The following is a 22705-nucleotide window of genomic DNA, read 5'->3' as shown; positions in this document are numbered from 1 at the left end:
AGAAACTGATTGCCGAGCTTTCGGTACACGGATCAACTGTTATGAAACATAAAAAAACACGAAATTTAATATTGGCAGCCTGTCTCGCAAGCGCTTGCGGCACAGCATGGGGAGATACCATATTCGGCTTGTATGGTGGCGTTGGCCATTGGTATATCGACCTTCAAGGTGACGTGGGACAAAACGGCGCTACTACGACGCTGAACGACCTCGGGTTCGAGAATGAGAACAGCAACGTGTTCTGGCTTGCACTCGAACATCCGATTCCGGTTATCCCCAATTTGCGTTTAATGCACAGCACGATTTCTGCAACGGAATCGTCCATCACTTCACAGAGTTTCATTATTGGCGGAGTGCCAATTGACGCCCAGGTTCAAGTACTGACCGATATAGATCTCTCGCATACAGATGCGACCTTCTACTACGAGCTGTTGGATAACTGGGTAACCTTCGATCTGGGTATCACAGCGCGCTTTTTGGAAGGCTATGTAGAGGTGCAATCCGAGCTGAGCCAGCCCGCGCGAGCGACACTCGAAGGCGTATTGCCCATGGCTTACGCCAATCTCCAACTGGATTTTCCAGGTTCAGGCTGGCGTGTAGGAGCAACCGCACAAGGGATAACTTACCGGGGAGATAAGATGACGGATGCATCTGTGCGCCTCGGCTACTCTTTTGAAGTAACGCCTTTGCTGGATATAGGCGTAAATGTCGGCTATCGGGTACTAACGTTACGCGCCGAGAAATTTGATGATCTTTACGCAGACGCCAAAATGTCAGGCACCTTCGCAGAACTTGTTCTGCATTTTTGAACCGCACCTGCGTTTTTGATCGCACCGGCATTGGCCGGTGCTTTAGTTAACGCGATCCTCGTTTGATCGCGCGCATATCTTCCGCAGATTCATGATTGGCGTGGCTAGTATCGGCGATATCCGCCAGCGTACCTTCGAGAGCTTGAGCACGCTGTGCCGTTATGACAACGGAATCATCCTGTCCAGCTTCGATCAAGTGGTAGGTTGCGCGATGCAAGCGCGAGGCAGCTTGCGCCTGATAAAACGTCACATGCTGCAGTTTGTTTTCTGTCTCCTGCTCCCAATGTCGCAAAATCTGGGAAACCTCCGCAGCGGCCTGCCACAACTCCGCAGATCGAATTGAGGATCCCGCCAAGCTGTAGAGCTCACCTGAATACTCATAAACGGTCGCAGCCAACCGGGATACCCTGAAAGCCAATACCCGCTGGGCTTTTTGATTTTTGTCCGAATCCGCACTCGCGGCAGATTGCCAAAGTTTTGCAGCATATTCCCGCAATGCCTTAGCCCTGTCGGTCATTGCCAAAGCAAAAGCGTCGGTCACCTTGCTGACATCGTCCCGCTCCTGTTGCTTGTAGACTGCATCAGCTTGGCGATGCAGTTGATATAAACGCTCCAGGTCGCGCTCAAGCAAACCAGCCATTTTTACGGCGTCGCCATATTGTTTGGCGCTCTCGCGGGATTTCAAAATGTTAAAGGACTCATCCAATGACCAGTTTTGGGTTGCGATGAGCTTTTCAATAATGGCGGGGTCGTTATCTTCGATGACGAGAGGTTTTTTATCAGGCTGAAGAGATGTCGCTACAGGAAAAGCCGCTGGGCCGTGTAACCCGCAATAACTTTTTGGATTTCCCTGGTTGGCAATGCAGTCCTCAATGACCTTTTTTTCCCGACTGACACAATGACTGCGCCACTGCGCATCCGAAATAGCCCCGCAGTCACAATTGACTACGGGGCACTGTTTTGAATCAGCCGATATCGCCGGAACACTGAACAGAGGAAGAAACAATCCAATTAAAACAAGATGTGCTTTCATGGCCTCACCTTATAGTTATATCGTCCATATAATCCATACGGGACGTACTAAAATCTTCCCCCGAGATTACACCCCCAATCAGGCCACAACAACCTTTAAATGTTAACCAAGTCAAACCATTATCAGAAAAAAGTATCAAAACAGCATCTTAATTTGCCCAACTGCCGCCTTATTCGACGAACGCGGGAATAACCGGGACAGAAAGCGCAGCATCGCTATTCTGGCCTCTGTGACGCAGGGCGTGGTCCACCAACACCAATGCCAACATAGCCTCAGCAATTGGAGTAGCCCTTATACCGACGCAGGGATCGTGACGTCCAGTCGTAACAACCTCTACTGGATTGCCATTGACATCGACACTGCGTCCAGGAATGCGCAGACTGGAAGTTGGTTTTAATGCGATGTGAGCAATGATGTCTTGACCGCTCGAAATTCCGCCCAATATCCCTCCAGCGTTATTGCTCAAAAATCCTTGAGGGGTAATTTCATCGCGATGCTCTGTTCCTTTCTGACTGACACACGCGAAGCCAGCACCAATTTCGACGCCTTTTACCGCGTTGATGCTCATCAATGCATGGGCGATATCGGCATCGAGTCGATCAAATACAGGTTCGCCTAAGCCTGGCACCATATTGGTAGCCACCACCGTAATTTTGGCGCCAACAGAATTACCCTCTTTGCTGAGCGCCTGCATATATTCCTCCATTGCAGGCACTTTGGAGGCGTCAGGACAGAAGAAAGGATTGTTGCTGACTTCGTTCCAATCCACGGTTTCTATAGCTATGGGGCCCAGCTGCGACAGATAACCGCGAATCTCAATTCCCCAGCCTTCTTTCAAGACCTTTTTCGCTACCGCACCCGCAGCGACTCGCATAGCTGTTTCACGTGCGGAGGAGCGACCGCCGCCGCGGTAATCGCGAATACCGTATTTCTGCATGTAGGTGTAATCGGCGTGCGCCGGGCGGAAGACATCTTTGATTTTGCTGTAGTCCTTCGAGCGCTGATCAGTATTCTGAATAATCATGCCGATGGGCGTGCCGGTGGTCTTGCCCTCAAAAACACCAGACAGGATTTTTACCTCATCTTCCTCTCGTCGCTGCGTGGTATAGCGCGACTGACCGGGTTTGCGGCGGTCGAGATCGTGCTGAATATCTTCTTCACTCAACTCGATTCCCGGAGGACAACCATCGATGATGCAGCCCAACGCCTCGCCATGGCTTTCGCCGAAAGTGGTTACGGTAAAAAGTTTGCCAAATGTATTGCCCGCCATAATCGCTGATCACCTAGAAGGAATGTTGGTGAATATATTTAGTGACAGCAAATGCTGCCTCGGATGCAGAAAAACTTCGCATTATAGGAGTTTCTGCTTGAAATCTGCCGCGTGCTCAACCAGTTGTTCCCGGGTCAGCAGAAAAACGCCGTGGCCACCGCGCTCAAACTCAATCCAGGTAAACGGCACATCAGGAAACTGCGCTTCCAACGCCGCCGCGCTGTTGCCTACTTCGACTATAAGGACACCATTGTCATTGAGGTGATCAGCCGCTTCAGCCAATAAACGACGGGTAAAATCCAGACCGTCCGCACCTGATTCCAGCGCCAAACGCGGCTCTACGTGATATTCCTGCGGCAGCGAGGCCATATCTTCCGCATCGACATAGGGCGGATTGGATACGATCAGGTCATAACAGCCAGGAATATTTGCGAAAAGATCGGATTCAATCGGGGTGACACGACCTTCCAACTGATGTTTGGCAATATTCTCTTCAGCTACCGCCAGCGCCTCGGTAGAAATATCGCTGATATCGACTTGCGCCGAAGGAAATACGGAAGCGACCGCAATACCGATGCAACCGCAGCCGGTGCAGAGATCCAGCACATATTCCGGCTCTTCGATCAGCCAGGGTTGGAAGCCTTTTTCGATCAGCTCGGCAATGGGTGAGCGAGGGATCAGGGTATTGCTGTCGACTTTAAATTCCAGTCCGGCAAAGAACGCAGTGCCGGTCAGGTAAGGCACAGGCGTTCGCTTCTGGATACGCTGCTGGAAGAGCGCCAGGATCTCCTGCTTTTCCGCCGTGACCAGGCGGGTATCGACGATCTGATTGAGGCGCTCCCAAGGGGTTTTGATGACCCACAGAATGATCTGCGCCGCTTCATCCCAAGCATTGTCGGTTCCATGTCCGTAAAACAAATTGGCGCGCTGAAATTCGGATGCACCCCAACGGATCCAGTCGCGCACGGATAGCAACTCGTTGATGATCGGCTCGCCCATGTGTCCCCCACCGGTCTAAAAAAGGTCGCATTCTAGCGGAAAACGCTCCTGCCACGAGCACCAACATCGAGTTCCTGAGAAATTTGATCGTCAGCGCCAGACGAACCAACCGCATTTCATCGAAAAAACCCTCTTCCACCGGTTAAATTTCACTTTCTTTTGGCCGGGGTATAACGTAGGGTACGTCCCTTTTTGTTATTACCGAGTAATCGCTCAGCGAGCCTTGTGAGAGAGCACCATGAAAGACCTTTTCAGCCAAATTATTACGCAAATCGGCGAAGACCCTACCCGCCCCGGCCTGGTTGATACGCCCGCGCGCGCCGCAGCGGCGTTTGAATATCTGACCAGCGGTTACAAGCGCACAATTGAAGAGGTCGTCAACAACGCGCTATTCCCGTCGGATTCCACTGACATGATCATCGTCAAGGACATAGAGCTGTACTCCATGTGCGAACACCATTTGCTGCCTTTTGTTGGCCGCGCTCACGTGGGTTATATACCACAAGGAATGGTGCTCGGCCTGTCCAAAGTTGCGCGAATTGTTGATATGTATGCGCGCCGCTTGCAGATTCAGGAACAACTGACCCATCAGATCGCGGAAACCATTCAAACGGTTACTGGCGCTGCAGGTGTGGCGGTCATCATTGAAGCAAAACACTTGTGCATGATGATGCGCGGGGTTGAGAAGCAGAATTCGTCCATGAAAACTTCCGCCATGTACGGCGCATTTCGCACCAGCGCCGCCACTCGTACGGAATTCCTTTCTCTGATCAAGTCGTAACTAGTCGAGTACGATTTCCACACGCGCCGGCTCGACCTTTCCGGCCGGCGCCAGATGGCCAAGACCATGGACAGACAAGCGGCTCGCCGCTACACCTTTTGCCACCAGTAAATCGCGGACTTTTTGCGCGTAGAACTGCGAGCGGCGCTCGCGCTCAGCAAATGCGCCTGCGCGGTAGTCGTGTCCTACGATTCGCACAGTCGCCTTTGGATGCGCATCCAACAGGGAAGCTAGCAAATCAATGGATTCCCCGGAGACGGTGACCTCATCACCCGCCAGCGCAAAGCCCGGTAGGACGAAATAACCTTTGTCGGACAGCAGCTCCCACCACACATCCGGCGCGAAGGATTTGCCGACACCCGCATCCGGACCTGCATGAATGACATCCTGTTGCAGATAGGTGCGGCCATTGCCGCGCTGTACCAGATACCAGACGACATAGGTTTCTCTGCGCTGGCTGTCCAAGCCGACTTGCACCGCATAAAACTGACTGGTATCGAGTCCGTAGAGCTGTTTGACCCGCAAAAACTCATTCGCCCAGCCATTACTGCTGCCACAATCCAAGCCAAAGCATTGAAACAGCACGGTAAAATTCTGTGCTTTTTCCATGTCTTCTTCGAGCTTGCGCCGGGCATCTGTAAAGGGGATGCGCTCGTCGAGCTCTACGGTGAGACGGGATATAAGCGCGTGCGATTTAAATTCCTGCTTCGCGCGCCACTGATTATTGACCTTTTTAATTGCACTGAGCACCAACTGATACTCACCGACACTGGGCTGTGTTTGGAATACCACTCGACCGCTGAGTACAAGATCCGAATTCGGGGTGTAAGGAACAGCCGCCATCACACTCGTTGCCAAGCTGAAGATCAGTAGCAAACTAAAGACTCTCAAAAACTTCTCCTGTTATCGAAAAATGTCGGTTAATCAGATGAGCGACGGCCTGTGCCTGCTCGTGCATATGCAGGTGGTGGCCGCCTTTTAAGGTTTCAACCCGCCAGTTGGGACTGAACAGATTGAGTACGTCCGGTTGTTCAAGGAGCAGGCCTTTATCTGCCAGGACTACTAACGTATGAGCCGTTATCTGGTCGCGAAAAGCCAACAATTGCGGAATAGTTAAGCGCACCTCGGAACCCGCCAGCAGCTTCGGATCATAGGACCAGGTAAAGCCGTCGGGGGTTTCCAGCACACCGTGAAGAGCCAAGCGCTCAGCGTCGCATTCGGCCACCGGATAGGTGCCTTTTGTCCGCGTGGCAACAGCATCCGCAAAAGCGGAGTAGTGATGGCGCTTGCGCGTCACAGCAAGGCGAATGGAACGAATGGCTTCCGCCAGAATCTGGGGAGCCTGTTCCGGCGGCGCGGTGCGCGGGAAAACGCCTTCGATAAGAATGAGATTTTTGATCCGCTCGGGAAAGGTACCTGCAGCAAGAAAACAGATCATGGCACCGCGGGAGTGGCCGACCAGATTAAATTCCGCCCAGCCGAGATAATCCGCCACTGCGTAAACTTCGGCAACGTCCTGCCAAACGTTGTAGGCGCCCAAATGGGGCCGGCGGTCGCTTTTTCCGTGGCCGGCGCAATCCAGGCATATCAGGTCACAGCCTTTGAGCTCCGGGGCTAAAAAATCGAAGGAACCTGCGTTATCGAGCCAACCGTGCAGCGCGATGACCGGTAGGCCGCCAGGAGTCCCCCAACGCTTCGCATTCAGATGTAAGCCGCCGACCGCAAAAGTCTGCTCAGAAAATGTCATTTAGGGCTGCTTGAGAAAAATCAGATCGGCCAGTCCGCGGCCTACCAACGGCAGATGCAAATGCGCCAATGCCCCCGTTCCCATTCTGTATCGACCGGTCTCAAAGCCGCAGAGTTCATCCAGTAGGGTGCCGACCAGGGGTTGGTGAGTCACAAAGAGCGCGCAAAGATCGTCCGGCTGCCCGGCAAGCCAATCCAACAAGCGCTGCGGGTTGCTGCCGGGAGTCAGAAAATCGAGCGTCTGCCTGTGATTGCTGGAGAGATGGGGAAGATACTCCATCGCAATATCGCTGGTCTGTTGCGCGCGCACATAAGGGCTTACCAAGACGCGATTAACAACTGCCAATTCCCCGGAGACATCGCGAAGAACCCGGTGCAACTCCTCCCGCCCCTCCGCCGTCAGCCTGCGGTCCCGATCTCTGGCGGCCGACGGCTCCGCACAGCCGTGGCGCAATAAAAACACTTCCATACACGCACCCTTTTATTTTTATCTAGATGATGTAAGGCAGACGCAGAGCGTCAATTGGATGGTTTATTTTCGCCTTCATCACCATCATTGAGCGTGCCCGTACCTGGCGGAGGGACAATAATGGTCGACTGACTTTCCGCAGTCTCGGGTTCAACCACCGGTTCGGCAACGGGAGCTGCTGGGGTAACCACAACTTCAGTAGGCTTCTCTGGCTCACCTGCCGGCGGAGCTGGCCAGTCGGAAAAAGGAAAAGCTTTTTCTTCGCTGTTGAAGGTTAGGAACAGCAAAACTTGATGGATATATTGGGTCAGGCTCCAGCCAAAATCCCGTAACTTTTTGTTATCGGTTCCGGTAATCAAGGCAAAGATAAATTGCACGATTACCAACGCCCCCACCACCAGCGATGCCACGTACAAAAAGAATGCGAACAGCAGCATGTAGATCAAGCGAATCCAGTGTTTGGAACTGGTGAGGTTGGATTTGAGTTGTGGATCCATAAAATTCCCCGCTTTCTCTAGTCGTTTTGTTATTGACTCAAACTCATTCAGGTACAGTGTCGCGAAAACCGCTTCAGGTCAAATAAATTCCACATCACTTGCCATGGCACCTGTCATCAGACCTTGCACCACGCGGCCAATATCAGCCCCCTCAAACAGAATGGCATGCAGACCGGAAGCCAGCGGCATATAGACACCGAGTTCGTCAGCTTTCTTTTTGACGATTTGCAGCGTGTTGACACCTTCTGCAACCTGACCAATTTCCGCCAAGGTCTGTTCCAGGGTTTTGCCGCTGCCGAGCGAATAGCCAACTCTATAATTGCGGCTCAAATCCGAGCTACAGGTCAGAATTAAATCACCAACCCCGGCAAGACCTAAAAAGGTCATGGCGTTCGCTCCGAGCTTATTAGCGAAGCGCCCCATCTCCGCCAGACTGCGTGTCAGGATCATTGCGTGGGTGTTATGGCCTGTGCCCAAGGCAGCTGCCATCCCGCACACTATGGCGTAGATATTCTTGATAGCACCAGCGAGCTCTATGCCAAACCTATCGCGACTTTTGTAGACCCGAAAGGTTTTGGACGAAAACATTTTCGGGATGACCGCGAGCACGTCATCGCTGTCGCTGGCGATCACACTGCCGGTGTGCTGGTTCTGGACGATTTCCTTCGCGAAGTTGGGCCCGCTTAAAACCCCGATCTGCACATTTTTCAGTTCTTCGGCGAGGATTTCGCTCATCAAGGTAAAGTTAGGAGCTTCTATTCCCTTAGTCGCGCTGATCACCATGGTGCCCGGGCGAATATAGGGTGCCGCCTGGCGAACGACTTCGCGATAGGACTGGCTGGGTATTACTACGACAACCACATTGACATCGCGCAGGCTCTCCACCAAATCCGCAGAGATACGCAAGTTGTCGTGCAAACGATAACCGGGAAGATAGTTGGCATTTTCCCGCGTACGTTCACAGGTTTCGGCGCGCTCTCGATCACGAAACCACAAAGTTGTCGCGTGACCATTGGCAGCAACGATATTGGCCAGCGCAGTGCCAAAACTGCCGCCACCTAATACCGCGACTTTTTGTACCCGATTCTCCGCTGAATTTGGGTTAGTAATACTCAATCTCGAACCCTCGTTTTAATGTGTTCCAGTTGTGCCCACGTGCGGCCTACGAAGCAGGTGCGGCGTCGAGAAACTATCAGACCCTTATGATAGCGACAAGCCGCTGCCGGGAGCCTAAACAAATTCGGTTAAATTGCAGGCAATAAAAAAGGCGTGGAGCAGAGTCCACGCCTTTTTAGCGTCGTCCCAACTCAACGGAACAACTCGAGCAGCAATTTATTCAGACGCTGAACATAGGCGGCGGGATCTTTTAAGTGACCGCCTTCCGCCAGTGTCGCCTGGTCAAACAATACCGCCGCCAGCTCATTGAAACGGTCTTCGTCGGCTTCCTGATCCAGTTTGACCACTAAGGGATGTTCAGGATTGATTTCAATAATGGGCTTGGTGTCCGGGACTTTTTGCCCCGCCGATTCCAACAAGCGGCGCATTTGCGCGCCCATATCATGTTCACCAACAACCAGACAGGCCGGTGAATCGGTCAAACGATGGGTGATGCGCACATCTTCGACGAGGTCCTTAAGCGCATTTTTCATGCGGCCTACCATGCCTTCGAATTGTTTTTCTGTTTCCTTCTGATTTTTCTTTTCTTCTTCCGTCTCTATAGCACCGAGATCCAACGCACCTTTGCTGACATCCTGGAACGGCTTGTCCTGATATTCCATCAGATGGCCCATCAGCCAATCGTCGACGCGGTCGGTCAACAACAGCACTTCGATGCCCTTCTTGCGGAAGATTTCCAGGTGCGGGCTGTTTTTCGCAGTGTTGAAATTCTCCGCCACCACGTAATAAATCTTTTCCTGCCCTTCTTTCATCCGTGAGATGTATTGATCGAGCGACTGGTTCTGCTCTGGCGAATCCGTGTGAGTGGTGGAGAAGCGCAACAGCTTGGCGATTTTTTCTTTGTTGGCGTAATCCTCTGCCGGTCCTTCTTTGAGGACTTGACCAAACTCTTTCCAGAACTTGCTGTATTCCTCTTCGTTGCTGGCAAGTTTTGCCAACATATCCAACGCGCGTTTCGTCAGCGCTGACTTCATACTGTCGACATTGGGATCTTTCTGCAGAATTTCGCGCGAAACGTTCAATGACAAATCGTTGGAGTCGACAACACCTTTAATAAAACGCAGGTACAACGGCAGGAATTGTTCGGCCTGATCCATGATGAAGGTGCGTTGCACGTAAAGCTTCAGTCCGCGCGCCGCTTCACGGTTGTACAAATCGAAAGGTGCGCGTGCAGGTAGGTACAACAAGCAGGTGTAGTCCAACTTGCCTTCGACCCGATTGTGGCTCCAGGTCAGCGGATCCAAAAAGTCGTGGCTGATGTGTTTGTAGAATTCTTTGTATTCCTCATCCGTGATATCGCTGCGTGAACGAGTCCAGAGCGCGGTCGCCTTATTGATGGTTTCGTCTTCCGGCTCTTTTTTCTCCGCTTCGTCACCAAAGCGTTGTTTTTCCATCACGATGGGCAGAGAAATGTGATCGGAATATTTTTTGATGATGGAACGCAGACGCCAGCCGTCGGCAAAGTCTTCTTCACCTTTGCGCAAATGCAGAACCACTTGAGTTCCGCGGCTCGCCTTTTCGGTATTTTCGACTGTGTATTCCGCTTCACCGGTACTGACCCAATGGACTGCCTGATCTTTGGGCGCTCCCGCGCGGCGGGTAAACACTTCCACTTTGTCGGCCACTATAAATGCGGAATAAAAACCAACGCCGAACTGGCCAATCAATTGCGCATCTTTTTTCTGATCGCCGGAAAGTTTGGCCATAAATTGCGCAGTTCCCGACTTGGCAATGGTGCCGAGGTTCTCAATCACCTCTTCCCGACTCATACCGATGCCGTTGTCTTCGATAGTGATGGTGTTGGCGTCTTTATCAAAGGAAACGCGGATGCGGAGGTTGGGATCATCCTCATACAGACTGGAGTTTTCCAAGGCTTCAAAGCGGAGTTTGTCGGCCGCATCGGACGCGTTGGATATCAGTTCACGCAGGAAGATTTCCTTGTTGGAGTACAAGGAGTGAATCATCAGGTGCAGAAGCTGCTTGGCTTCTGTGGCAAATCCACGGGTTTCTTTGGCGACGGCAGCAGTCATATATCTTGGCTCCTTAGTGAATGCCTTTTTAAAAACATGGAGGCCAAGATGGGGATGGGATGGGATTTTTCAACCGCCGGCAAGCCGGCGGAGAGCTATTTAGCTAATAGGTAAGACGGATAGAGCGGAGCATTATTTGCAGCGATAGACACCGAATGTCTGACTGCCTTCACTCATTACACCTTCGGCAACAATGGCATCGCCACCGAGCACAACAGCTTCGTTTTTCGCCAGCATGACGAGCTCGCTGAACATTTTGTCATTTGAACGAGGAATGATGACGATTTTGGACAAAGTCTTGGATGTAGTGACACCTTTTTTCACACAGTTAACGACTCGGTCCTGTGTTAGTAAGGCAACTTCATGACTTTTGGCTGAAGGCTTCACCCAAGTGCACCCGGTCGATACAGCAGCAGCCAAGGCCAGGATGATCACTTTCTTCATATGTTTACTCTCCAATGGACTGATCGGATTGATCGGAAACTTGTTGGTATAGTTTTTCGCTGGCCTCAATAAATTCAGCCACATCGGTTGCCTTGCGAAACTGCATTGCCGGCTCGACCATTGACCGGTCGTAAGGCGGTGACGAATTGAATTCAGGTTGCCCGAGAATTTCGAGCAACATAGGAATCAACAACACCATAGGCACAACAGCGGCAACGCCCACCCGCATCAGCCCCACCAAATGGGTGGCAAAACTGAGCGTCATATAGCCCAGCGCAAAAACAGTCGCGGCAGTGAACAGGGTGACGCTCCCTCCCTGCCAGTTCCACACCCCGAAGTGATAAACCCAATAAGGCGCAATAAATTCGAACACTGCCACCGCCAGCAAGGCTGCCAAAGCAGTACTCAAGTGGGTGGAAAATTTTGTGTCGTGGCGAATGTTCTTGCCGATAAATGCCCAAATACCCGCAAATACCACAGCACCCAACACCGGATACAAAGCACTAAGAAGGAATTGGGATAATTTTTTGCGCTCCGGATTCGACAAATACGAATCCCAGACCTGCAAGGCAATCAACAAAATCACCAAAGTCCCGTAAACCCACCAATGCGACAGTCGATGTCCCAATGCCTCCCAGCGCGACAGCGGAATCGCAGGCGCAACGGTATGGGACTCAGAACAAATACGCACGTGACTGCGTCCCAACTCGAACACTTGGCCGGAAAAAAACGGGCTGTTTGCAGTCAGCTTGGTTTTCTTGTGCCCGAGCACGCCACGGCGGTTCTGTTCGATACGCCAGGAGCCGTTGAGCGAAGACAGATCCGTTGCGGACAATCGGTCAGTCACGGGATCCTGCTCTATCACCAAATGATGAGGCTCGATGTGAGGATCCTGCAGAATGACATCGCAATCCAATGCTCTGCCCAGCACAATTCGATGCCCCGGAAATTTCTGTGTCGAAATAACCGCGCCAGCGCGATTTACCTGCTGTACCACTAGCGCCATGACATCACCTCAACGAAACGCGCAAGGAAACGCTGAGCTGCGTCAGCTCTCACTCCAGCAAGAGTGAAGTGATCCATTGCCGCGCGATTGTCCTGATCTACGGTGGCCCCCATATAAAAAACATCGTAGAGTCCCTTGAGTTCTTTGTAAGGACGCACGCAATAACTGAGACGCCGCCGCATGGATTTTTCGTTGTCAGGATTCGCAGTGGTGACAATGCGGTCGACACAGGAATAATTTTCCACATTGTCCTTACCTGCTTTGTTTCCAGGCCTGGCTCCTGCGGTATTGGCTCGCCAATGGCGATAAAACGCCGGTGGAGACCACTCTTCCGCCTCAAAGTAGTAATACTCGTATTCGAAGAAACCTGTGGTGAAATCGCGATTGACGTAAACCGTATCAACATTGTTACAGCCGCGGGCGATCTCCAAAGTCAATGCCTCCTTGTCGTAATCGCTGTTACCCCAGCATTCGAGCCAGGCGACCACTTCGCCGAGAATCATCACCTGCCCCATTTCCTCTCTCTTCCATTCACCTTTGAGCATTTCCTCAAGCATGGCATCGGTCAGATTGCCAATCTGGTTAGCCATATCTTCCAAAAGACGGTAATTTTCCGGCAGATCTCGGGCGCGGGCTAACAGTGCACTGAGCGCTTTTACCGGCACTAAAAAGCCGACTTGGTTGCCCGCGGACGCAACGTTGATACCCACCACTTCCGAACGTCGATTGACCGTCGGACCACCACTCATTCCTGAATTGATGGCGCCACTGAAGTGGATACGATCGAGAAATTTATCGTCAACCAGTCCGTTGTAATTGCCAGCAACTATGGTCATGCCCAAATCATGGGGGTTGCCGAGAGAGTAAAGAACTTCGCCCTTGCGTGGGATGTTTTGCGCCAATTTAAAAACTGGCGGTAAATTTTCCGGCAGGGAAGCGAATTCCAACAGCGCGAGATCGTTTACGACATCCGCGGTTAATACCGAAAGACTTTGTTTGGTTTTATCCACCTCGACTTCGATGCGATATTTTTCCGCATCCATGACCACCGACGAAACCACGTGATAGTTGGTGGCAAGGCGATTTCCTTCCACCAGAAAACCGCTGCCCAGAGCCACTTGACTACCGGACTTTTTCTCAATGATGCGGATTTGAAACAACGAACGTTCCAAGCTGGAAAAAATCTTGTCGGGCGAGAGGGATTCTTCAGAATCTTGCGCGCTTGCGCCAAACGCTAAACAAAAAATAACGGACAAGAATACCGAAAAAAGAGCAGAGGTTTTTGATGACAGCACAGCCAAGGGAAGCCCCGCTTTGATGAAGTGACCAAGGTTAGCACAGGAGGGGAAGGAGCAAAATGCACGCATCTATCCCGACTTGTGCTGCGACGGGTTTAACGGACCTCAACAAGAGCGGGAGGTTCAGGAGGTCAAATCATCCAGCAATTGGCGCAGGGACGCTACTTCAGCTTGCAGATCGGCGACCTGCTGTTCAAGCGTTGTCACCCTTTCCGCCAACCCCTCCCCGCCTGCTTCAGCGCGCGTTGAATGAGGTATGGCTTTTAAGGCTTGCTCCACGTCACCGCTGAACAAGTGCATATAGCGGGACTCTCGCTTACCCGGTTCCAAAGGAAGCTTGGCAATCAGCGGCTCAGAGCGATTCATCATGCGATAAAGTACTACTTCCACTTCTTGCACATCTTTAAACTCGCACAACCGATTGGTACGGGTGCGCAATTCGCCTGGTGTCTGTGGACCGCGCAAAAACAAAACACAAATAATGCCGAGCTCCTGTGGCGAAAATTTGTACTCACTGAATTCAGTATTACAAAAACGATGCTGGTATTTTGTGACACGGCTGCCAAAGCCCGTCAGCGCCGTTACCAGTCCCGCCTTGACCAGTTCGTCTACCGTGTCTTGTACCGTTGCCTCAGCCAATTCCAGAACGGGTTCGCGATTGCTTTTCTGATTACAAGCGTTGGTGAGAGCGTTGAGGGAGAGAGGATATTGTTCGGGGGTGGTAAGGGATTTTTCGATCAAGGACCCAATGATGCGGGTTTCATAAAGAGAGAGTTCTTTCATATTGCCACGTCCAAGTATGTATCGCCGACGTGCGTCACCGATACTATAGAAAATAAGGAAAATCCTAGCGCCCGGATGCTATGGCATTGCCTGGATGGCTGGCAATAGACAGTTGATAAACCATCGACAATTCTGGCATAGCATCGGCAATATTGTTAGGTCATGCCGATACTATTGCTCACAGAAGTCTCTAACGCTGCATGCCGTATTTGCGCATTTTTTCCACCAGCGTAGTGCGTCGCATTGCAAGGCGCTCGGCTGCCCTTGCCACTACACCACCACTGTCATCCAAAGCCTGCTGAATCAAGCTTTGCTCCAGACCGTTAATATATTCCTTCAGGTCAATACCATTTTCCGGTAATAACACACGGTCACTCATACTGACCACATTTGGGCCGCCCGAACTTTCTCGCACTTCTTCGACGGGAAAATCTTCTTCAATTTGCACGTGGCGGTATTTCGGCGGCAAGTCCTGCACACCGATAACACCGTACGGATGCATGATCGCCATGCGTTCCACCAGGTTCGCCAGTTCGCGCACATTACCCGGCCAGGAATGATTGCAGAGGGACAGAATGGCTGCGGAATTAAATCGAATCGAGCCGCGTTTTTCCGACTCCATGCGCGAAACTAATTCATTGATCAACAACGGAATGTCTTCGGCCCGATCCTTCAGCGAAGGCATTTCAATGGGAAATACGTTGAGCCGGTAATAAAGGTCTTCGCGAAATTGGCCTTTTTCAATCATCTCTTCCAAATTGCGGTGCGTCGCCGCGATGATGCGCACATCGGTTTGAAAGGTTTTATTGCCACCGACACGCTCAAAGGTTTTTTCCTGCAATACCCGCAGAATTTTCACCTGCATATGCAGGGGCATATCGCCAATTTCATCAAGAAATAATGTTCCGCCTTCGGCCATTTCAAAACGGCCTGCGCGCGAATTAATCGCACCGGTAAATGCGCCCTTCTCATGACCGAAAAGTTCGCTCTCCAATAATTCGGCAGGAATAGCGCCGCAATTCACCGGAACAAATGGCTTATCACGACGCGGAGAATGATAGTGAAGATTTCGGGCAACCACCTCTTTACCAGTGCCCGACTCTCCCACGATTAAAACCGTTACGTCTTTATCAGCAACCTGCGCCATCATCGCCCGCACCGCTTGGATATGGCGACTGGTGCCTACCAAACTGCGAAACAGATGGACGGGTCGTTTTTCGTGTGACTTTTCTGCAAGCGCCAGCGCTTCGCGATAACGCTGTGCCCGATGCAGTGCATCCATCAAGGAGTTGTAGGATAAGGGAAGCTCCAGCGTGGCAATGACTCGCTGACGCAGCGAACTTTCCGCCTCGGCGCAATCATCCGGATAGCCACTTCCCAAAGTGACAACAGGCGTGGTGCCAAAGCGTTCACGCACCGTTTTCAACTCGGACTGAAGATCACTTGCCTGTTCGGTGTGTCCCAAAATAACGACACCTATATCCGGTGCCAATTGACGCAAATTCTCGGGAAAGCGGTTCCATTCAGCAAAATCCACAGCAACCGCATTTTCACTCAGAAAATTTAAAATGACCAAAAGGTCATGCCTAACAGCCGCATTGTCCTCAACCACCAGAATGCGCTTGTCATCCAGCATGCAAAATTGCCTCAGAAGGATCACGTGGTCAGCAGAAGCGAAACGCTCTACGCGATCAAAAACATTAGTAACGCGCCTTTTTTTTGACCTTTTTCGGCGCGGCTATACAGCCACAGTAAGTAATAGTCAAAGCCTCGCCAGTGGTCAAATTTCTGGCGATCAATGGCGGCGCTGAGGAGAGAAAGGATGCAGGATGAACGAAATTGACTCGATTGAGGATTGGACAGGCGGCAACTTCCCTTTTCCTTGCCTATACTTCCCGACTTGGTCCGCCCAGCCGATCTGAAGCGTTCACCTACCAGATCAACCTGGGCTTTTAATAAAAAGATCAAAAATAATTACGACTCCATTTGTATAAGCGCTGTTTAGCGAGCCTGTTCCGGGCAAAGCCAGTTTTCAATGGTGGCCTCGGGGAGACGGCGCACCATATCCGAATAAAGCGCCAAAATTTTCTCCATTTCACCAACCAGCATTTTAGGATCGTGGTTTGGATCGTCAAATGCCTGAGTCAACTGCTGAGCCAACAATTGATCCCAATCTTTCACCGCGTCCCAATCCTGATTAACAAAAGATTTTTCCATTTCGCGACGGGTACGCACCAGGGAAAGATGACTGAGGGAAACAAGGCTCATGGCAAACTCCAGAATTAGCATCACTGAAGGAGTTAACGGCAAAGAGCTTAAAAACTTGAGAAAAATTAAAAATGAATTTGCAGAAAAAACTTAAAAAATTGAGAAAACACAAAAAAGCGGCAATATTTTGCCGCTTTTATTTTGCGAACTTAAATATCAGTTTGGGCTATTTCTGCAGCGTCAATTAGGCAACATTCGTTTCCATTGCTGGAATCGCTGAAAAATCCATTTGATCCCAACCCGATTTGATTTCACCAACAAGCCCATCCACTTCAGCCAACACTGAGGGCAATGTTTCCATTGTCGCTAGAGTTATGCGCTCAACCATATATTCGTATAGCGCATCCAAATTGACGGCAATTTCTCCGGCATCCATATTCAGGCAATTTCTCAAACCATTAATGATGGCCACCAATTTACCGACCAACACTTCAAGATCTGCAATATTTTTATCGGCATAGGCCTGCTGCGCTTGCTCAATACGCTCGAGCGCACCGTCCATCAAAAGGGAAATAACACGATGAGAGGAAATCTCTTCGGAATGTTCTTGAATAAAAGAAGCCGCTTTGGTTTGAGCAACAGCCATGGATTATCTCCTGCAGTTTATGAAAGCGGCGGGAAATTGCCGCTTTTTGAATTTCAGGAGGGATAATGCAGAGATAATGCCAAAGGCGGCCGAACAGCCGCCCGAGAGATCAACCGATTTGTTTCCAGGCAGAGCGTAGATCACTGAGAAGGGTTATAGCCTCATCCAATTTCTTCGGATCATTCTTCAAATGAGCTGTGCTCAGTAGGCTCTGAATATATACATAAAGATTGTCGAGATTCATGGCCAGCTCGCCGCCCTCATCGGTGTTGAGGCTTTCACGCAAACCGCCAACAATGCTGACTGCACTGTTGATCTTGGCACCTTTCAACTCGACATTGCCAAATTCCATAGCGCCTTTGGCCTGTACGATCCGCTCTATTGCCCCTTCGTACAGCATGTCGATAAGACGATGCGGAGACGCAATTTCAACATTGGCTCGATATTGGACCTTGGCGTAAGACTTCAATGCAGCTTGGGTATTCACGAGATGTCTCTCTCCGCTATTGGATGATCAGTGACATCTTGGTTATCGACGGGCCTCCGGGAAACTTTAGCCCTGAGATGAAGCTTTATACTGACGACCGACCCAGCGAAAAGCGGCAAAATTCTACCGCTGGCGGGAAAGCCAGACGAGAGGCGTCTAATAGCGTCAAGAAGTGGTGGAAGGCTTATTAGAGCGAAGCAAGAAAGGGGAAGAACGATGGCGGAGAGGGGGGGATTCGAACCCCCGATACCGGTTTAGGGTATACTCCCTTAGCAGGGGAGCGCCTTCGGCCACTCGGCCACCTCTCCGGCAAAAATTTTTCAGTAGAAAAATTTTTGTGTGCAAACAACAAGAATTTATTTCATTTCCCGCAGTTTGTAGGACTCCTTCGTTTTAAACCTACCGCTGAAGGAGGAGCGGCATAATATCAATAATCTGGCGAATTTCAAATAGTTATAATGCAAAATATTTGAAGACCCGCCAGTATTATTACAAAAATGCAGCGTCTCTATAAAAATGGAAACCACGTCTTACAGAGAATTACCCGGTTCTGGCTCGTGCTGATGCTGTTGTTGTTTTTCGCGTTGAATACGCTGATAAATTTCTTCGCGGTGAACGGCAATTTCTTTTGGTGCGTTAACCCCAATTCGCACCTGATTGCCCTTTACCCCTAACACAGTGACAGTGACATCATCACCAACCATCAAGGTTTCGCCGATACGGCGGGTCAAAATCAACATCGGTTATTCTCCTTACGTTCATCCTGTGAGAACGAAGGCAGGGCCTAAACCTTGCCCTCGTCGGCTTTATGCCAGCCAGATTTTTCTTTTAATTATCCCTCTAAGGGGAAACAGGTCCGGCTAAAGCCTGTGAGCGAGTCCAGTTGGACTCTTGATGCGAGTCCCGCACAACTGCGGGACCGACGCGCCATTTCAGCGAGCGATTACGCGGAAGCCTTATCCAGACCAAACGCGGTATGCAAGCTACGAACTGCTAATTCGAGATATTTTTCGTCAATGATGACCGATATTTTGATCTCGGAAGTGGTAATCATCTGGATGTTGATGTTGTCCGCAGCCAAGGCTTTGAACATGGTGCTGGCTACGCCCGCGTGAGAGCGCATGCCAACGCCTACAACAGAGACTTTCACCACTGTATCGTCCGCTACAACTTCGCGCGCCCCCAGTTCGTCTGCAACTTTTTGCAGAACTTGGCGGGCTTTGTTCATGTCGTTGCGGTTTACGGTAAAGGTGATGTCGGTGGTCTGGTCTGCTGCCAGGTTTTGCACGATTACATCAACTTCAATATTGGCTTCACCAATCGGGGCTAACAGGCGAGAAGCAACGCCGGGCTGATCTGGAACTCCGCGGACTGAAATTTTGGCTTCATCACGATTAAATGCAATGCCAGAGACTACAAGTTGTTCCATAGTCGAGAATTCCTCATCAATGGTAATCAAAGTGCCAGGGCCTTCCTGGAAGGACGATAAAACACGGAGGGGGACGTTGTACTTGCCCGCGAACTCCACGGAACGAATTTGCAAAACTTTGGAGCCGAGACTTGCCATCTCGAGCATTTCTTCGAAGGTGATGCGATCCAAGCGACGCGCTTTTTCCACAACCCGTGGGTCAGTGGTATAGACACCATCAACATCGGTATAGATTTGACATTCATCAGCCTTGAGGGCCGCAGCCAATGCGACACCTGTGGTGTCAGAGCCACCACGACCAAGAGTGGTGATATTGCCGGCTTCGTCCACACCCTGGAACCCTGCAACCACGACTACCCTACCCGCTTGCAGGTCAGCTTTCATGCGGTCGACATCGATTTCCTGGATTCGAGCTTTGGTGAACGCATCGTCCGTCAGGATTCTGACTTGAGCACCTGTATAGGAACGAGCATCTTGTCCCAGCTCCATCAACGCCATGCAAAGCAGCGCAATGGTGACTTGCTCGCCCGTAGACACCAACACATCCAGCTCACGAGGGGCTGGATTCTTTTGAATTTCTTTTGCCAGGGAAATCAGACGGTTGGTTTCACCACTCATAGCAGAAACCACTACCACTACGTCATGCCCCTGCTGGCGGAATTTACACACTTTTGCCGCCACTGCTTTGATACGCTCTATGCTACCCACAGAGGTACCACCGTATTTCTGCACGATCAGACTCATGCTGTGCCTATTCCAAAAAATCGCGATTAAGGTACTGGCGCTGCCGCCAAACCGCCACTGCTCAAGCGAGACGCTCGAAACACCCAGGTTCTAAGGGGCGCCAATTAAACACCAATTGCTTTCGATTGTTAACTGGTCCGGTGAAAAAATCGACCGATTGCGCAAAATATTTTCATTCTCATTAAGCTTGGCGCAGCCACTCTTTAAGAGCGGTCAGAGCTTCGGGCAAATGGCCGTTGTCTGCACCACCGCCTTGAGCCATATCAGGTCGACCGCCGCCTTTGGCGCCAATCTTTTCTGCAACGACCCTTACCATGTCACCGGCTTTGACGAGTGCGGTGGCCTCTTTGCTGACGCCAGCCACCAAGTTGACTCTCTCGCCGTCAGTACCCGCCAGCAATACTGCGGAGTTGCCTAACTTGTTGCGCAATTTATCCACCAGGTCACGCAGGAGTTTTGCGTCGTTTCCAGGAACCTGTTTCACCAGCAGGCGTATACCTTTGAAGTCTTCCGCTTCGGCGATCCATTCATCTATAGAGGCAGCAGCCAGCTTTCCTTTTATCTGTGTGAGTTCTTTTTCGAGCTGGCGATTTTGATTCAATAGAGCATCCAACTTTTCCAGCAGCGCATCCGGTGCGGTTTTTAACATTTGTGAGGCCGCGAGCAATTTTTTCTGTGCTTGCGCCATATATTCGAATGCTCCAGCGCCAGTTACCGCTTCAATCCTGCGCACACCTGCAGCAATGCCAGATTCGGAGACAATGCGGAAAAGGCCGATGTCCCCTGTACGCTTGGCGTGGGTTCCGCCACACAGTTCTATGGAGAATCCTTCGCCCATGGTGAGTACGCGCACTTTGTCACCGTACTTTTCCCCAAACAGCGCCATTGCACCTTTCTTTTTAGCGGTTTCGATATCGAGGATTTCCGTCTTCACTTCAGTGTTCAAACGAATCTGCTCGTTCACAATGTTTTCGATTTCCTGCAGCTGCTCTGCGGATACAGCTTCAAAATGGGTGAAGTCGAAACGCAGGCGTTGCGAATCCACTAAAGAGCCTTTCTGCGTCACATGAGTGCCAAGCACTTGGCGCAGCGCTGCGTGCAACAAGTGGGTCGCAGAGTGGTTCAACGCTGTTGCCTGACGCAGGCCAGTTTCCACAACTGCGGTAACTTGAGCGTTGAGCACCAATTCTCCGCGGGTAACACGCCCGATATGCAGGTGATGGGAGCCTTCTTTGCGGCAATCGAGAACCTCAAAACGGCCGCTGGCACTTTCGATATAACCGCAGTCGCCAATCTGTCCACCTGACTCGGCGTAGAAAGGTGTTTCGGCCAACACAACAACACCTTCTTCGCCCTCAGCGAGGCGATCAACCTGAAACTTGCCGCGCGCCAATGCAGCAACGGAAGTTTCGCATTCCAAACTTTCATAACCGCGGAAGCCGGTTTCACCTTCCAATTCCAAGCCGGCGGTGTAGTCGACCTTGAACGCACCAGCGGAACGAGCGCGCTCGCGCTGCTGTTCCATAAGCGCTTCATAGCCGTCCATATCCAAGGTCAAACCGCGCTCGCGGGCGATATCGTTGGTCAGGTCGACTGGGAAGCCGTAGGTATCGTAAAGCGTGAAAACGACGTCTCCAGGAATAACGGTGCCGGTTTGCGACTCCAGCTTGCTCGCCAGAACTGCCAAGCCTTTATCCAGAGTTTTGGCAAACTGCTCTTCTTCAGAGAGCAGGATTTTTTCGATATGAGCTTTCTGCGCGGCCAGATCGGGGTAAGCATCTCCCATTTGCTCAACCAAGGAAGCAACGAGCTTATGGAAAAACGGCTTGTCCTGGCCCAATTTGTGTCCGTGGCGAATTGCCCGGCGGATAATACGACGCAACACATAGCCGCGCCCCTCATTGGAAGGCAACACGCCATCGGCAATTAAGAAGGAGCAGGAGCGAATATGGTCGGCGATAACGCGGAGGGATTTTTCTTCCAGGTCCTGACATCCCGTGACGCTGGCCGCGGCGCGCAGTAAAGCCTGGAACAAATCGATTTCATAGTTGCTATGCACGCCCTGCAATACTGCGGCGATGCGCTCAAGTCCCATACCCGTATCAACTGACGGTTTGGGCAGAGGAATCAGTTCGCCGGAGGGCTGGCGCTCGAACTGCATGAATACCAGATTCCAGATTTCGATATAACGGTCCAGGCCATCGTCAGGGCTGCCCGGAGGGCCACCGGGAACATTGGGGCCGTGATCGTAGAAAATTTCTGAACTTGGACCGCAGGGTCCGGTATCACCCATCTGCCAGAAGTTGTCTGCGTCGAGACGAGAGAAACGCGTCGGGTCTATACCGACTTCTTTGATCCAGATGTCCGCCGCTTCGTCATCGCTGATATGGACGGTTACCCAGAGACGCTCCGGCGGCAGATGTAAAACTTGAGTCAGGAATTCCCAAGCGAATTTGATGGCATCTCGCTTGAAGTAATCGCCGAAGCTGAAATTCCCCAACATTTCGAAGAAGGTGTGGTGGCGCGCGGTATAGCCGACGTTTTCCAGGTCGTTGTGCTTACCGCCTGCACGGACGCAACGCTGCGCGCTGGTCGCCCGCGTGTAGGCTCGTTTATCAGAACCGAGAAAGACATCCTTGAACTGCACCATGCCAGAGTTGGTGAACAGCAATGTTGGATCGTTGCCCGGAATGAGCGAACTGCTGGGCACTACGGTATGTCCGTGCTTGGAAAAAAAGGACAGAAATGCTTCGCGAATATCAGCGCTTTTCATAGATAAACGAGTTCCGAGAGGATATGGGGGCGTTATAGGACCTAACCCCAGTCGCCGCAAAAAAGCGCTAAGTATAC

23 protein-coding genes and 1 tRNA gene are annotated in these 22705 nt (G+C 51.3%); 2 read left to right on the top strand and 22 right to left on the bottom strand.

Annotated elements, in window-relative coordinates:
• Positions 1-41: 41 nt before the first annotated feature.
• Positions 42-809 (top strand): TIGR04219 family outer membrane beta-barrel protein, encoded by a 768-nt coding sequence (locus DWB84_RS04570; RefSeq protein ID WP_187408546.1) that lies wholly within the window; start codon positions 42-44, stop codon positions 807-809.
• A 46-nt stretch (positions 810-855) separates the two neighbouring features.
• Here the strand turns inward: DWB84_RS04570 and DWB84_RS04565 are convergent, their stop codons facing one another.
• From DWB84_RS04565 to prmB, 3 genes are all read right to left on the bottom strand, one after another.
• Complete coding sequence (locus DWB84_RS04565) at positions 856-1842, bottom strand: hypothetical protein (RefSeq protein WP_187408545.1); 987 nt, start codon at positions 1840-1842, stop codon at positions 856-858.
• A gap of 169 nt (positions 1843-2011) precedes the next feature.
• Positions 2012-3112: a chorismate synthase gene (aroC, locus tag DWB84_RS04560; protein ID WP_187408544.1), complete on the bottom strand. Its 1101-nt coding sequence runs from the start codon at positions 3110-3112 to the stop codon at positions 2012-2014.
• 81 nt (positions 3113-3193) lie between these two features.
• Positions 3194-4111 (bottom strand): 50S ribosomal protein L3 N(5)-glutamine methyltransferase, encoded by a 918-nt coding sequence (prmB, locus tag DWB84_RS04555; protein WP_187408543.1) that lies wholly within the window; start codon positions 4109-4111, stop codon positions 3194-3196.
• A gap of 238 nt (positions 4112-4349) precedes the next feature.
• Between prmB and folE the strand changes: the two genes are divergently transcribed.
• Positions 4350-4892, top strand: a complete 543-nt coding sequence (gene folE, locus DWB84_RS04550; protein WP_187408542.1) for a GTP cyclohydrolase I FolE — start codon at positions 4350-4352, stop codon at positions 4890-4892.
• Here the strand turns inward: folE and DWB84_RS04545 are convergent, their stop codons facing one another.
• The 19 genes from DWB84_RS04545 to alaS form a co-directional block, all read right to left on the bottom strand.
• Positions 4893-5783: a DUF4892 domain-containing protein gene (locus DWB84_RS04545; RefSeq protein ID WP_187408541.1), complete on the bottom strand. Its 891-nt coding sequence runs from the start codon at positions 5781-5783 to the stop codon at positions 4893-4895.
• Positions 5770-6639, bottom strand: a complete 870-nt coding sequence (locus tag DWB84_RS04540) for an alpha/beta fold hydrolase (RefSeq protein WP_187408540.1) — start codon at positions 6637-6639, stop codon at positions 5770-5772. Before DWB84_RS04540 ends, DWB84_RS04545 begins: the two co-directional genes overlap by 14 nt.
• A complete protein-coding gene (gene sixA, locus DWB84_RS04535) occupies positions 6640-7107 on the bottom strand; it encodes a phosphohistidine phosphatase SixA (protein WP_187408539.1) in 468 nt (155 codons plus the stop codon). It lies immediately after the preceding gene.
• A 50-nt stretch (positions 7108-7157) separates the two neighbouring features.
• Positions 7158-7604, bottom strand: a complete 447-nt coding sequence (locus tag DWB84_RS04530) for a DUF4389 domain-containing protein (protein ID WP_187408538.1) — start codon at positions 7602-7604, stop codon at positions 7158-7160.
• Between the two features lie 78 nt (positions 7605-7682).
• On the bottom strand, positions 7683-8714 hold the full coding sequence (locus DWB84_RS04525; protein ID WP_370589680.1) for an NAD(P)H-dependent glycerol-3-phosphate dehydrogenase: 1032 nt from the start codon (positions 8712-8714) through the stop codon (positions 7683-7685).
• Positions 8715-8911: 197 nt separating this feature from the next.
• Positions 8912-10810, bottom strand: coding sequence for a molecular chaperone HtpG (gene htpG, locus DWB84_RS04520; RefSeq protein ID WP_187408536.1), 1899 nt, complete (start codon positions 10808-10810; stop codon positions 8912-8914).
• 132 nt (positions 10811-10942) lie between these two features.
• On the bottom strand, positions 10943-11254 hold the full coding sequence (locus DWB84_RS04515) for a DUF4156 domain-containing protein (protein WP_187408535.1): 312 nt from the start codon (positions 11252-11254) through the stop codon (positions 10943-10945).
• A gap of 4 nt (positions 11255-11258) precedes the next feature.
• Positions 11259-12260, bottom strand: coding sequence for an FHA domain-containing protein (locus tag DWB84_RS04510; protein ID WP_187408534.1), 1002 nt, complete (start codon positions 12258-12260; stop codon positions 11259-11261).
• Positions 12251-13420 (bottom strand): S1C family serine protease, encoded by a 1170-nt coding sequence (locus DWB84_RS04505; RefSeq protein WP_187408533.1) that lies wholly within the window; start codon positions 13418-13420, stop codon positions 12251-12253. Before DWB84_RS04505 ends, DWB84_RS04510 begins: the two co-directional genes overlap by 10 nt.
• A gap of 261 nt (positions 13421-13681) precedes the next feature.
• Positions 13682-14341, bottom strand: coding sequence for a YceH family protein (locus DWB84_RS04500; protein ID WP_187408532.1), 660 nt, complete (start codon positions 14339-14341; stop codon positions 13682-13684).
• Positions 14342-14531: 190 nt separating this feature from the next.
• Positions 14532-15977 carry a sigma-54 dependent transcriptional regulator gene (locus DWB84_RS04495; RefSeq protein ID WP_187408531.1) on the bottom strand — a complete coding sequence of 482 codons (1446 nt, stop codon included), beginning with the start codon at positions 15975-15977 and terminating at the stop codon, positions 14532-14534.
• 47 nt (positions 15978-16024) lie between these two features.
• A complete protein-coding gene (locus DWB84_RS04490; RefSeq protein WP_187408530.1) occupies positions 16025-16309 on the bottom strand; it encodes a hypothetical protein in 285 nt (94 codons plus the stop codon).
• A 33-nt stretch (positions 16310-16342) separates the two neighbouring features.
• Positions 16343-16609 (bottom strand): hypothetical protein, encoded by a 267-nt coding sequence (locus DWB84_RS04485; RefSeq protein ID WP_187408529.1) that lies wholly within the window; start codon positions 16607-16609, stop codon positions 16343-16345.
• Between the two features lie 184 nt (positions 16610-16793).
• The gene (gene fliS / locus DWB84_RS04480; protein WP_187408528.1) at positions 16794-17195 is read right to left on the bottom strand and encodes a flagellar export chaperone FliS; all 402 of its coding nucleotides are present in this window, start codon (positions 17193-17195) and stop codon (positions 16794-16796) included.
• A 109-nt stretch (positions 17196-17304) separates the two neighbouring features.
• Entirely contained in the window at positions 17305-17682 is a 378-nt protein-coding gene (fliS, locus tag DWB84_RS04475; RefSeq protein WP_187408527.1) for a flagellar export chaperone FliS, read from the bottom strand.
• Between the two features lie 217 nt (positions 17683-17899).
• Positions 17900-17990 (bottom strand) — tRNA-Ser (locus DWB84_RS04470).
• Between the two features lie 222 nt (positions 17991-18212).
• On the bottom strand, positions 18213-18422 hold the full coding sequence (csrA, locus tag DWB84_RS04465) for a carbon storage regulator CsrA (protein WP_187408526.1): 210 nt from the start codon (positions 18420-18422) through the stop codon (positions 18213-18215).
• A gap of 203 nt (positions 18423-18625) precedes the next feature.
• Entirely contained in the window at positions 18626-19855 is a 1230-nt protein-coding gene (locus tag DWB84_RS04460; protein ID WP_187408525.1) for an aspartate kinase, read from the bottom strand.
• 181 nt (positions 19856-20036) lie between these two features.
• Positions 20037-22628: an alanine--tRNA ligase gene (gene alaS, locus DWB84_RS04455; protein ID WP_187408524.1), complete on the bottom strand. Its 2592-nt coding sequence runs from the start codon at positions 22626-22628 to the stop codon at positions 20037-20039.
• Positions 22629-22705: the final 77 nt, after the last annotated feature.

Origin of the sequence: Saccharophagus sp. K07, from assembly GCF_014336955.1 — a bacterium.
Taxonomy (GTDB): Bacteria; Pseudomonadota; Gammaproteobacteria; order Pseudomonadales; family Cellvibrionaceae; genus UBA5868.
The sequence above is the reverse complement of the archived record's forward strand: the minus strand, read 5'-3'. Positions and strand labels throughout refer to the sequence as shown.

Coding starts and splice junctions, on each gene's coding strand:
- DWB84_RS04570 (WP_187408546.1), top strand. CDS start 42: ATGAAACATAAAAAAACACGAAATTTAATATTGGCAGCCTGTCTCGCA.
- DWB84_RS04565 (WP_187408545.1), bottom strand. CDS start 1,842: ATGAAAGCACATCTTGTTTTAATTGGATTGTTTCTTCCTCTGTTCAGT.
- aroC (WP_187408544.1), bottom strand. CDS start 3,112: ATGGCGGGCAATACATTTGGCAAACTTTTTACCGTAACCACTTTCGGC.
- prmB (WP_187408543.1), bottom strand. CDS start 4,111: ATGGGCGAGCCGATCATCAACGAGTTGCTATCCGTGCGCGACTGGATC.
- folE (WP_187408542.1), top strand. CDS start 4,350: ATGAAAGACCTTTTCAGCCAAATTATTACGCAAATCGGCGAAGACCCT.
- DWB84_RS04540 (WP_187408540.1), bottom strand. CDS start 6,639: ATGACATTTTCTGAGCAGACTTTTGCGGTCGGCGGCTTACATCTGAAT.
- sixA (WP_187408539.1), bottom strand. CDS start 7,107: ATGGAAGTGTTTTTATTGCGCCACGGCTGTGCGGAGCCGTCGGCCGCC.
- DWB84_RS04530 (WP_187408538.1), bottom strand. CDS start 7,604: ATGGATCCACAACTCAAATCCAACCTCACCAGTTCCAAACACTGGATT.
- htpG (WP_187408536.1), bottom strand. CDS start 10,810: ATGACTGCTGCCGTCGCCAAAGAAACCCGTGGATTTGCCACAGAAGCC.
- DWB84_RS04515 (WP_187408535.1), bottom strand. CDS start 11,254: ATGAAGAAAGTGATCATCCTGGCCTTGGCTGCTGCTGTATCGACCGGG.
- DWB84_RS04510 (WP_187408534.1), bottom strand. CDS start 12,260: ATGGCGCTAGTGGTACAGCAGGTAAATCGCGCTGGCGCGGTTATTTCG.
- DWB84_RS04500 (WP_187408532.1), bottom strand. CDS start 14,341: ATGAAAGAACTCTCTCTTTATGAAACCCGCATCATTGGGTCCTTGATC.
- DWB84_RS04495 (WP_187408531.1), bottom strand. CDS start 15,977: ATGCTGGATGACAAGCGCATTCTGGTGGTTGAGGACAATGCGGCTGTT.
- DWB84_RS04485 (WP_187408529.1), bottom strand. CDS start 16,609: ATGAGCCTTGTTTCCCTCAGTCATCTTTCCCTGGTGCGTACCCGTCGC.
- fliS (WP_187408528.1), bottom strand. CDS start 17,195: ATGGCTGTTGCTCAAACCAAAGCGGCTTCTTTTATTCAAGAACATTCC.
- csrA (WP_187408526.1), bottom strand. CDS start 18,422: ATGTTGATTTTGACCCGCCGTATCGGCGAAACCTTGATGGTTGGTGAT.
- DWB84_RS04460 (WP_187408525.1), bottom strand. CDS start 19,855: ATGAGTCTGATCGTGCAGAAATACGGTGGTACCTCTGTGGGTAGCATA.
- alaS (WP_187408524.1), bottom strand. CDS start 22,628: ATGAAAAGCGCTGATATTCGCGAAGCATTTCTGTCCTTTTTTTCCAAG.